At 42.5% G+C, this 10,745-nt stretch carries 12 protein-coding genes; 10 read left to right on the top strand and 2 right to left on the bottom strand.

From position 1 onward, the window contains the following. The 7 genes from O9300_RS18515 to O9300_RS18485 form a co-directional block, all read left to right on the top strand. On the top strand, positions 1 to 278 hold a 278-nt coding region (locus O9300_RS18515; RefSeq protein WP_287973263.1), incomplete at its 5' end, for a Uma2 family endonuclease. A gap of 531 nt (positions 279 to 809) precedes the next feature. Then, positions 810 to 1,625, top strand: coding sequence for a Cof-type HAD-IIB family hydrolase (locus O9300_RS18510; RefSeq protein WP_287973266.1), 816 nt, complete (start codon positions 810 to 812; stop codon positions 1,623 to 1,625). A gap of 156 nt (positions 1,626 to 1,781) precedes the next feature. Next, entirely contained in the window at positions 1,782 to 2,516 is a 735-nt protein-coding gene (locus O9300_RS18505; protein WP_287973259.1) for a dienelactone hydrolase family protein, read from the top strand. Positions 2,517 to 2,612: 96 nt separating this feature from the next. Next, on the top strand, positions 2,613 to 3,470 hold the full coding sequence (locus O9300_RS18500; protein WP_041803732.1) for a S1 RNA-binding domain-containing protein: 858 nt from the start codon (positions 2,613 to 2,615) through the stop codon (positions 3,468 to 3,470). 131 nt (positions 3,471 to 3,601) lie between these two features. After that, positions 3,602 to 4,444, top strand: a complete 843-nt coding sequence (locus O9300_RS18495) for a DUF6671 family protein (RefSeq protein WP_287973257.1) — start codon at positions 3,602 to 3,604, stop codon at positions 4,442 to 4,444. A 13-nt stretch (positions 4,445 to 4,457) separates the two neighbouring features. Then, positions 4,458 to 5,117, top strand: coding sequence for a class I SAM-dependent methyltransferase (locus tag O9300_RS18490; protein WP_287973255.1), 660 nt, complete (start codon positions 4,458 to 4,460; stop codon positions 5,115 to 5,117). A 25-nt stretch (positions 5,118 to 5,142) separates the two neighbouring features. Next, complete coding sequence (locus tag O9300_RS18485) at positions 5,143 to 6,012, top strand: NAD(P)-dependent oxidoreductase (RefSeq protein WP_287973253.1); 870 nt, start codon at positions 5,143 to 5,145, stop codon at positions 6,010 to 6,012. 441 nt (positions 6,013 to 6,453) lie between these two features. On the opposite strand, the gene O9300_RS18480 is transcribed toward O9300_RS18485, so the two are convergent. Continuing rightward, a complete protein-coding gene (locus O9300_RS18480; RefSeq protein WP_002803308.1) occupies positions 6,454 to 6,804 on the bottom strand; it encodes a DUF760 domain-containing protein in 351 nt (116 codons plus the stop codon). Positions 6,805 to 6,939: 135 nt separating this feature from the next. After that, entirely contained in the window at positions 6,940 to 7,458 is a 519-nt protein-coding gene (scpB, locus tag O9300_RS18475; RefSeq protein WP_190723496.1) for an SMC-Scp complex subunit ScpB, read from the bottom strand. Between the two features lie 61 nt (positions 7,459 to 7,519). Between scpB and O9300_RS18470 the strand changes: the two genes are divergently transcribed. The 3 genes from O9300_RS18470 to O9300_RS18460 all read left to right on the top strand — a co-directional run bounded on the left by O9300_RS18470 (position 7,520) and on the right by O9300_RS18460 (position 10,471). Then, the gene (locus O9300_RS18470; RefSeq protein ID WP_287973249.1) at positions 7,520 to 8,332 is read left to right on the top strand and encodes an inositol monophosphatase family protein; all 813 of its coding nucleotides are present in this window, start codon (positions 7,520 to 7,522) and stop codon (positions 8,330 to 8,332) included. Between the two features lie 59 nt (positions 8,333 to 8,391). Further along, positions 8,392 to 9,156 (top strand): ABC transporter ATP-binding protein, encoded by a 765-nt coding sequence (locus tag O9300_RS18465; protein WP_149985355.1) that lies wholly within the window; start codon positions 8,392 to 8,394, stop codon positions 9,154 to 9,156. A gap of 643 nt (positions 9,157 to 9,799) precedes the next feature. After that, on the top strand, positions 9,800 to 10,471 hold the full coding sequence (locus tag O9300_RS18460; RefSeq protein ID WP_002768564.1) for a hypothetical protein: 672 nt from the start codon (positions 9,800 to 9,802) through the stop codon (positions 10,469 to 10,471). Positions 10,472 to 10,745 lie beyond the last annotated feature (274 nt).

The raw sequence follows: 10,745 nt of genomic DNA, 5'->3' as shown, positions 1-10,745 counted from the left end.
ATTTAGTGGTGGAAGTGGATATCACCCATACGGATATTAATAAATTAGCACTTTATGCCCGTTTGGGAGTGCCGGAATTATGGCGTTTTAATGGACAAATCTGGCGCATTTATCGGTTAGAAAAGGGGGTTTATCAGGAAGAAGAATTTAGTCCCACTTTTCCCCTAGTTCCGAAAACTAAACTCTATGAATTTTTAGCCACTGCTAAAGAGGATGAAGTGAGGGCAGAAAAGAATTTAAGAGCATGGCTTGTTAGTCAACTAGCTAAAAATAATTAACTAGGGCAGTTTTTGAGGTAATTATGGTGACATTTTATCTAGAGTTAAATACTAACGTTGCTTGTCAGGCTGATAATTTCTTTTCCCAATTTAATATTGTTTTATTCGTGTATCCAAATGTTCGGACTGTTGTATTTAATCCCATGCCTTCCATCCTAGCTTTCAATACTTTGACAATTTTCGAGGGATTTCGCTAGAATACAGAAAGCGGTAAAGCGCGTAAGGGATCACGGAAACCTCCCGCTCCTTTGTACCTCGGAACAAATATCGCCCTTGAAAATGTAATGGTGACGGGTCAAGCAGGATAGAAGCTTAACGGCTAAGGTCAATTCTGCCCACAAATAAAATTCAGAGCCGTCCGCCGCCGGGCAGTCGGTAGACGTTAAACTAAAACGCTTGTGGATTCGGTCTGACGGGGGCATAGTCTTCCGATTGTGTCTAGTTAAGAGGAGTAGAAGCAAGAATCTCCAGTCACAGCGTAGCTTGACGGCGAGAGTGTCAATAACTGTTACCGTTGAATGGGACAAGACTGTGGATATTCGCTTAATCGTTGTTGATGTGGATGGAACGATCGCCGGTGATAACAATCAGGTTAATCCAGCTGTGGTGCAAGCTGTCTCGGCCGTCCAAAAAAAGGGAATTCCCGTCGCTATTGGCACTGGTAGGATGTACCGCTCGGCTTTACGTTTTCATAAACGCCTTAAATCCACTTTACCTTTAATTGCTTACAATGGCGCTTGGATCCAAGATCCTGTTTCCCAAGTTCACCATCGACATACTCCCATTTCCCCCGACTTGGCGATCGATCTTTTAGATTATCTCGAACAACCCCAATGGAAAGAGAAAATCTCCCTTAATTTTTATATGGACGATGTGCTTTATGTGCGGCAATTAAACGCGGAAACGGAATTCTATCGGCAACGATCAGGTATTATTGCCCAAGCAGTGGGAGATTTACGCAAAGTTGCCCACAAAACCACTAAAATCCTGGCCATGGGGGAAGATAAGCAATTTATCGCCGAGATTTGGCATCATTTACAGCAACGCTATCAAAATCAAGATTTATACTTTACCCAATCGAGTCCGACTTTTTTTGAAGTTACCCACGTTGAGGCCACTAAGGGAAGCGCCGCCCAATTTTTGGCCGAAGATATCCTAGGATTACAACCGCAAAACGTTATGGCGATCGGTGATAATTTTAATGATGTTTCTATGCTCACCTATGCGGGTGTCGGTGTTGCCATGGGTAATGCTCCCCAAGCTGTTAAGGATCAAGCCGATTGGGTTGCCCCTAGTGTAAACTTAAATGGGGTGGCTGCGGCCTTGGAAAAGTTTGTTTTAATTTGAGGAATTGGGGAGATGGGGAGATGGGGAATTGGGGAAATGGGGAATTGGGGAGATGGGGAATTGGGGGAATTCAACTAAAACCCTACAACCCTAAGACCCTACAACCCTACAACCCTAACACCCTAACACCCTAACACCCTTTTCACCGAGAAAATTATGACTATTAATACGCAAACTGTTACGATTCCTAACAAAGATATTGACATAGATGCCTATTTAGCCATTCCCGATCGGGTGGGAATTTATCCGGCAATTATCGTGATTCAGGAAATATTCGGCGTAAACGACCATATTCGCGATGTCACCCGCAGAATTGCCCAAGAAGGCTATATAGCGATCGCTCCTGCCATTTATCAGCGATTCGCTCCTGGTTTTGAAACGGGGTACAGTATAGAAGATATCGAAATCGGTCGTCAGTACAAAGAACAAACCAAAGCAGCCGAATTAATCAGCGATATCCAAGCCACCATCGATTATCTTTATAGTTTGCCACAGGTGCAAAAAACCGGTGTCGGCACGATCGGTTTTTGTTTTGGTGGTCATCTGGTTTATCTTGTCTCCACTCTAGAGGATATCAAAGTTAGTGCCTCTTTTTACGGTGCAGGAATCACCACGGGAACCCCTGGGGGTGGACAAGGGACAGTGAAGGTGACTCCCCAAATCAAGGGGACAATCTACGCATTTTTCGGGATGTTAGATGCGAGTATTCCTCAAAAGCAAGTGGATGAGATAGAAAACGCATTAATCCGTTATCAAATTCCTCATCGAGTTTTCCGCTATGAAAATGCCGACCATGGCTTTTTCTGCGACCAAAGGGCTAGTTATAATGCTAATGCGGCCAAATCTGCTTGGGATCATGTGCTAGAGTTATTTAGCCTTCTTAAATCTTAATGGTCTGACCCCTCAAGCTTCAGCTTACACTGGAAGCAGATCGAAATTATACTTGTAACCATTCTATTTATCATGACACCGAACCCTGCCTTTTCCATGGACGATTTTGCCAAAGCTCTTGATCAATACGATTATCAGTTTGAAAAAGGGCAGATCGTGCGCGGGAGAGTCGATCAACACACCTCCGATGGAGCATTCATCGATATTGGCGGCAAATCCTCCGCTTTTATTTCTTTAAGGGAAATTTCCCTGGAAAATGTTACTTCCATTGCCGAAGCTTTACCCATAGATGCAGAATTCGATTTTCTGATTACCCGTGGACAGGACGCGGAAGGACAAGTTACCCTGTCTCTGCGGCAATTATTACTACAAAAAGCCTGGGAAAATGTCAGGGAAATCTCTGAAAGTGGCAAGTCGGTGCAGCTGCGCGTCACAGGGGTGAATAAGGGGGGAGTAACGGGGGAAGTGGAGGGATTAAAAGGATTTATCCCTCGCTCCCATTTAATCGAAAAAAATGATTTAGATTCCCTCATCGGACAACTTTTAACCGCAACTTTTATTCAAATCGATCAAGAAAATAATAAATTAGTTTTATCTCAGCGAGAAATTGCTCGCGCTAACGCTATCAGTCAATTAGCTGTGGGTAAATTATTAAGTGGCACCGTGGTTAAATTACAACCCTACGGTGTCTTTGTCGATTGCGGTGGAGTGACGGGATTACTCCATGCTAAACAGGTGACAGGAGCCTCTTTTAATTCTCCCATGACTTTCTTTAAAGTTGGTCAAGCAATTAAAGTGGTAGTCGCAGAAATTGACGAATATAAAAATCGCATTTCCCTATCCACAAAAATCCTCGAAGCGCACCCCGGCGAAATTCTCGAAAACTTTGCAGAAGTCATGGAAACAGCAGCAGAAAGATTAAAACAAGCTCAGGGAAAAAACCCAGAAAGTTAGCGTAGGGTGGGTTAGGCGACAATAACTTAGATATTTTACCACCTATTTAGTATTCGCCGTAACCCACCATCAGTTATCAGGTGAATTTGTCTCCTGTCTCCTGTCTCCTGTCTCCTTTTTACTTGACAAAGATGTTTCAAGATCGGATAGCAATTTTAGGGACTATGCACGGAAAAGAGCAGGTGATTGCACCGATTTTAGCGCAAGAAATAGGCCTTAAGGTGATTGTACCCGATAATTTTGATACCGATCGCTTTGGCACTTTTACCCGGGATATTAAGCGCATCGGGACACAAATTGAAACCGCTCGCAGGAAGGCACAACAAGCGATCGAGCTTTCGGGATACGATATCGGAATTGCTAGTGAGGGTAGTTTTTATCCCTATCCCAACTTGCCGCTAGTTTCCTGTAATCGTGAATTGATTTTATTGTTCGATCGAGTCCATAATCTAGAAATAATTGGTCAAGCAATAGTCACGGAAACTAATCACGCTCACCAAACTGTAACTAATCTAGCAGATGCTTTAGAATTTGCCGAAAAAATCGGGTTTCCTAGTCATGGTTTAGTGGTGATGTTTGATAAAAATTCTCTCGACTCTGAGCATATTTTTAAGGGAATTACTGACCAGAAAAATTTAGTTAAAATTGTTGAAGATATTCTTGACAAAAACGGCAAAGTACACCTAGAAACCGATATGCGCGCTATGCACAATCCCACGCGGATGAAAGCAATTGTTGCTGCGACAGCAAATCTTGTTCAAAAACTTAATCAATTATGCCCTAATTGTGGTTGTCCGGGGTTTGATATTATCGAAATAACATCGGGTTTACCCTGTGGTTTATGTCACTTTCCCACCTCTTTGATTAAACTGGAACTATACGGTTGTCAAAAGTGTGATTATCGAGAGGAAAAACTCTTTCCCAACGGTCAAAAAACTGCCGATCCAATGTATTGTGAATATTGTAATCCCTAAAGATAGCTTTTCTATGGAAAGAATTTTAGAACCAGAAGTAATGGATGATCGGGAAGAAGCGCTCGAATATGATGCCATGGACTTCACAGAAGTTAATACTAATTTCGCTAAAGAAGCCGTACAATTGGCCGGTATTAATGCTAGGGTGTTAGATGTAGGAACCGGTACTGCACGCATTCCGATTATACTCAGTCAACTACGTCCCCAATGGCAAATTATCGCTATTGATCTGGCCGATTCTATGTTAGAAATTGGTCAAAAAAATATCCTTAATGCTAACTGTCAAGAACAGATAAAATTGGAGAAAGTTGATGGAAAAAATCTTCCCTACCAATCCGAGCAATTTGATTTAGTTATTTCTAATAGTTTAATCCATCATCTCGAAAATCCTCTGCCTTTTTTACGGGAAATTAAGCGAGTTTTAAAACCCCATGGCGGCATTTTTTTAAGAGATTTATTCCGTCCCGATTCCGAGGAAATAATCAAGGGGATGGTGAGGGAAATCGATCCTAATTTTTCTCCCCGACAAGCGCAATTATTTCAAGACTCGCTGCGAGCGGCTTTTACCCTAGCAGAAATCGCCGATTTCATCCAGCAATCGGGATTAAAAAATGTTAAAATTTATCAGTCTTCTAATCGTCATTGGACAGCCATAAAAACAAGTAAAAACTAATCAATAAATAAGGAAAAATCGAGTTATGAAAGTTGGATTTTTGGGAACGGGATTAATGGGAACGCCAATGCTGGAAAGATTATTAAATCAGAGAATTTCTGTTATTGCCTATAATCGCACCTTAGAAAAATTGACAGCTTTACAGCAGTTAGGAGCCAAAACAGTTAGCTGTCCCGATCAGGTAATTCAAGAGGCAGATTGTCTGATTTTAATGTTAACTAATGCCGCCGCTATCCAAGAGGTTTTAGGATTAAATTCCGAGCAATCTAAATTCAATAATCGTACTATTATCCAGATGGGAACCATTGCCCCTTCTGAAAGTAAACAACTGCGAGATCAAATTGTTGCTAAAGGGGGAGAATATCTAGAAGCACCCGTGTTAGGAAGTATTCCCGAAGCTAAAAATGGGACTCTCTTAGTTATGGTGGGAGCAACGGAGAAACAGTTCCATCAATGGTCAAATTTATTAGCACATTTTGGTCAAGAACCGATGTTAATCGGGGAAGTGGGAACCGCCGCGGCGTTAAAATTAGCTTTAAATCAATTAATTGCCGCTCTAACCAGTGCTTTTGCTTTGAGTTTAGCTTTTTTATCCCAGCAAGAAGTAGAGCTAGAAAAGTTCATGACTATCCTGCGTCAAAGTGCCTTATATGCGCCTACTTTTGACAAAAAATTAACCAGAATGTTAGAGAAAAATTATGCTAACCCTAATTTTCCCACTAAACATTTACTCAAAGATGTTAATCTCTTTTTAGAGGAATCGGAGAAGTTAGATTTAACCACTTTTCCCCTAACAGGAGTACAGCGCCTTCTTGAAAAAGCTTTAGAAATGGGATTAGCAGAACAAGATTATTCAGCTTTATACGAAGCGCTGAAAAAAGAATTAAGTAGGTAGGCGTTAAAAATTATCAGACACCCCCCTTATCAAGCGTAGGGTTGATTCATGAATCAACCCTACCTTATCAAGGGGGGGCAGGGGGGATCGAACCTAAAATCCATTTTTAATTTAATTATAACCAGCTACTTATAAACCGCTTGGCAACATCAAAAAGACTCTTTTTGGTTTGTCTAGTCGGACAACTGATAGGAGAAAAACTGGTAAAAGGCTTTAAATTTTCCTTAAGCTTTGTTGAGGTAGCCAGAAGAGGGGGTTAGAGTAGGAAGTGATGGAATTTTGGGCATATTTTCCTATGACGCTGACTGAATTTGGATTATTAGCGGGTTTACTTGTCCCCGGTATCCTGCTCTCGATTTTAGTGATGGTGAGTTTTGCCAAAGGGGGCTAAAAACTGATAGAGACACCGATGAAAGTGTCTCTATCTTTTTGGGGTGAAGATTAATCTATTTTTGGTTTTTTGCCCAATTTAATTGATTCTGTAGCTAACAAAATTGATTCTAAATGATGGCGCTTCTCCACTTGACCGAGGAAATAACCTGTCATCATCGCTGAAGCGAGAAGATTAGCCAAATTCTCGCGGTCGGTGGTAATTTGTACCGCAAAATCCTCTGAGGGCAACATTCCCACCAATCCCTTGACGTTTTGCGAGATAATATCTTTAATTTCGCTACTGACCGATTGGGCTATTCTCTCAAGGGTTTCAGGATGCTGCTGCTGGAGATACTGCATCAGACAGTTATCATTTTGTTCTTCGGTTTCCCAGGGAAAAAAATCAGGATTAAAAGTCATCAGAACTCCCACGCTGTAGTGGTTATTGGATCTAGGTTAACAAATCGCTCTTCTTGATTGCCCGAAGTCCCCCCATCTTCCTCAAGTTTAGCTCAGTGATCAGAAATATTCACCCATAATATACCCTCTCTCTCCTTATTCCTGAGCGGTAGCTTCCAGAATACCCTGTTCCCTAAGATTGTCAACCTCGAAATATTGATGAAATTTATCGGTTACTTCTAACCAGTAGGATCTACCTTCGTTTTGCTTGCGTTTTCTCACAAATCCTCGTTCTACCAAGTCCTGAACCTGTTGATAGGCCGTACTGCCCCGTAAATTAATTAAATCCGCTTGCAAAATCGGTTCTTTCAGTGCGATCGCTGCTAAAGTACGGAGGGTTCCTGTGCCTAATTCGGCCGGGATCAGGTCTTCGATCAAATTCTGATAAGCTGACCGCAATTGTAAACTATAACCGAGGGGGGTTTCCACCACTTCCAAGGCACTATCCCGGTGGGCATAATCGGACATTAACTCGATCATGGCATCTTCCACCGTCAGGCGATCGCTGTTGGTTAATGTCACCATCTCGGTTAAGGGGACAGGCTGCCCTTTTAGGTAAAGTATCGCTTCTAGACGGGTAGCTAGTCTGATCTCCTGGTGGGCTTCCGCGCTCAATCTCGACTACCTAAGTTTAGACAATGATTTAATATTCTACTAGAAGACGAACGAGAAAATTATGGAAACTTTTTGGAGTCAGGTTTTAGACTTTTGTTATCAGGCTACCGAGCTGGTGGGCGATCGCCTACTAGCTGATTTTGGCAAATTACAGGCCACCAATAAAGCAGACGGGACTTTAGTGACGGCTGCCGACCGTTGGTCCGATGGGGAATTGCGATCGCTAATTGCCCGCACTTTCCCGGACCATGGAGTCCTAACCGAGGAAACTACCCATATTTTCCCGGATCAAGAATGGTGTTGGGTAGTGGATCCAATCGACGGTACAACTAATTTTACTCGCGGTATTCCCATCTGGGGCATTTCCCTAGGACTTCTCTACCGGGGGACTCCCGTGTTCGGATTTGTTTATCTCCCCTGCCTAAAACAGGCCTATTATGGTTATTGGTACGGTGAGACGGGTTTAACCGGTCCAGAGGGGGCCTACCGCGATGGTCAACCGATTCACACCAGCGACGATTTTCCTAGCAAAAATCATCTGTTTAATCTCTGCGCCCGTAGTACAGATATATTAAAAAATCCCTTTCCCTGCAAAGTGCGGATGATAGGAGTGGCTAGTTATAATCTGCTTTTGGTTGCCGATGGCACGGTGTTGGGAGGAGTGGAAGCAACCCCGAAAGTCTGGGATATTGCTGCGGTCTGGGCAATTCTACAGGCCGCTGGCGGAGTATTTATCTCTTTAGGAGAAAAGATTTTTCCCTTGCAGGTGGGGGAAAATTATAGCGATCGATCCTATCCCTGTTTAGCCGTGGCTCGATCGAATTTAGCGCCGGTTTTCTTGCCTTTAGTCGGTTTTCTCAAGGATGTTGCTTGAATGGAGAATTGCTCAGGTTAGAATAGCTGCATTTAATGGTTTTATCTCTATATTATTTCATGAGTTTTGATACTTCCTCTCTCAGCGAACGCAACGATAAAGCCGAAGTCTATCAGCCAGTAATTATTCGCCTCGAAAATGTATCTAAAATCTACGGCAGTGGCGAAACCATGGTTAAAGCTCTTAATAACGTCAATTTAAGCCTGAAAAAAGGGGAATATTGCGCTATTATGGGGGCATCGGGTTCGGGAAAATCCACGGCCATGAATATTATCGGCTGTCTTGATCGTCCCACCTTGGGAGCTTATTATCTAGAAAATCTGGACGTTTCCACGCTGCCGGATGGGGATTTAGCCCAGATTCGCAATCGCAAAATCGGCTTTGTTTTCCAGCAATTCCATCTTTTACCCCAGATGAGCGCACTAGAAAATGTCATGTTACCGATGATTTATGGTGGGGTTTCTCCCCAAGAAAGAAAGGAAAGAGCGATCGCTGCTTTAACGAGGGTAAAATTGGATAATCGACTGCACAATAAACCCAATCAATTATCGGGGGGACAACAGCAGCGCGTTGCTATTGCTAGGGCAATTGTCAATCAACCCATATTATTACTTGCTGATGAACCGACGGGGGCGCTAGACTCGAAAACTACCCAAGAGGTGATGGCTATTTTCTCGGAATTGAATAACAGTGGCATTACTATCGTCATGGTAACTCACGAGGCTGATGTGGCGCGTCACTCTCAGCGCATTATTTGGTTTAAGGATGGTGAAGTGGTTTATCCTAATCTCGCACCGACGGATTTACACGAGGTGATTGGGTAGGGTGGGGATTTTTCAGTTATCAGTGAACAGTAATCAGTAAACAGTGAAAAGAAAACGACAACTTCCTATATAACTGATTCAAAGCTGATGGCTTACTGCTATAGGTTTGAAACTATTTAACTATTGTTACCTCAGTTTTTGTTTAAGTCTCAATAGTCGCTATTTGAGCAAGGATTACGCAATTAAAAATAGCTGACTTCGTTGTTCAGTTCGCCAAGATTATTGATGCTCGCTACAGTTAAGAATTAAGAAGTAATCGGGTTATGGCAAATCATCGGAGCGGACAAATATGATATTTTAGATTTAAGTTGAGAGTGGCGATTGCCTCTTGATTAAGTCGTTAGGTCGCTTTAACTCTTAGTAGTGATAGTGTCCGTCAAGTTATTTTTTAGTGTGATCGATACTGATTGATTCATTAGGAGGTTGGCTCTTCTCGACTTTGTGTGATAATTTTTGCTTATAGAATCGTGAAATGTTTACTGGGAAAGACTTTTAGGACTATTTTGCTGAAGAAACTATCAGTATAGACCTAGTTTCCACACAGAAACCAGAAGAGCCGGAGGTTTAGCTTGTCGAATGCTATCTCGTTCCGTTGATTTGGGAAGACTCAAGTTATAGGGATATCTGCTTCGGAGGTTGAATTATGCCAGGGATGCGAAGGGCGGATCGCCGAGATTCTAATAGTGATAATGAGCGCAACAATCCTCGCTCTCGGCAGCCAGAGCCACCCTCTTATCATGAACTGAAACAGCAGCGAGATAATGCTAGAGGTGATAAGTTTTTGTTGCAGCAGGAAAAAGCTCAATTGCAGCAACAGCTTCAGACTTCACAGCTTGCAGTTGATGAATGGGAGCAGCGTGCAACGCAGAATAATCAACTCTATCTTAGTGAGCAGCAAAGATATCAGCAAACTCTTTGTCTTTATAACGAAGAGAAGGCAAAAACTGTTGAATTAATAGCCAAATATCAAGAAGCAGATGCCCGGCGGACGCAATATCTGACTCTGTATAATGAAGCCCAAGAGCTGCTTAAACGAGAAAGACGCTCAAAGGCTGGCATCAAGGGTTGGGAAACTCGCCGTAAAATTGAAAATGAGCGTCTAAAGCAGGAAATTGCTGAAATGGTTGTTCTACTGCGTGAATCGTTGGCAAGCAAGGATGAGGCGGTGAATAACCTTTATGCTTTAGCAGAGCGTATGGATAGGATTCAACAATTAGTTGATTCGGTAGAAGTGGAATCTACTGGTAATCCAGTTGGTTTGCTGCAAAAGCTCAAACGCATTTGGCTTGCCATTAAAGATATCCTTTCTGAATAACTGGACTTCCCCCATACATAAATACTAAAAAATTAACAAAACCCTTACTGCAGGTCGGTTCTCAGAAAAAATTGAAAAGAGACTACTGGGTACATTTTTCCCTTGAAAATGGCTGTACCGTTGACTGTATCTGGAGTAGAGCGATTCCGTAGAGTTGGCTGTATAGTGATCGCTAACCTGATTTTAACAGATAGTGTCATTAATCTCTAGAGTAAGGGATTCCCTCTGTAGCCATGTTTTTGCTGATTTTCTGCCCCGAAACAAGCTATAATGG

This window comes from Microcystis sp. LE19-195.1E (assembly GCF_027532095.1).
GTDB classification, from domain to species: Bacteria; Cyanobacteriota; Cyanobacteriia; order Cyanobacteriales; family Microcystaceae; genus Microcystis; species Microcystis aeruginosa.
Note: the sequence above shows the minus strand (reverse complement) of the source record. Positions and strands in the feature narration are given on the sequence as shown.

What these genes read in the sequence shown, in the direction of transcription:
- O9300_RS18505 (WP_287973259.1), top strand. Translation starts at nt 1,782, where the DNA reads ATGACTATTAATACGCAAACTGTTACGATTCCTAACAAAGATATTGAC.
- O9300_RS18500 (WP_041803732.1), top strand. Translation starts at nt 2,613, where the DNA reads ATGGACGATTTTGCCAAAGCTCTTGATCAATACGATTATCAGTTTGAA.
- O9300_RS18495 (WP_287973257.1), top strand. Translation starts at nt 3,602, where the DNA reads ATGTTTCAAGATCGGATAGCAATTTTAGGGACTATGCACGGAAAAGAG.
- O9300_RS18490 (WP_287973255.1), top strand. Translation starts at nt 4,458, where the DNA reads ATGGAAAGAATTTTAGAACCAGAAGTAATGGATGATCGGGAAGAAGCG.
- O9300_RS18485 (WP_287973253.1), top strand. Translation starts at nt 5,143, where the DNA reads ATGAAAGTTGGATTTTTGGGAACGGGATTAATGGGAACGCCAATGCTG.
- O9300_RS18480 (WP_002803308.1), bottom strand. Translation starts at nt 6,804, where the DNA reads ATGACTTTTAATCCTGATTTTTTTCCCTGGGAAACCGAAGAACAAAAT.
- O9300_RS18470 (WP_287973249.1), top strand. Translation starts at nt 7,520, where the DNA reads ATGGAAACTTTTTGGAGTCAGGTTTTAGACTTTTGTTATCAGGCTACC.
- O9300_RS18465 (WP_149985355.1), top strand. Translation starts at nt 8,392, where the DNA reads ATGAGTTTTGATACTTCCTCTCTCAGCGAACGCAACGATAAAGCCGAA.
- O9300_RS18460 (WP_002768564.1), top strand. Translation starts at nt 9,800, where the DNA reads ATGCCAGGGATGCGAAGGGCGGATCGCCGAGATTCTAATAGTGATAAT.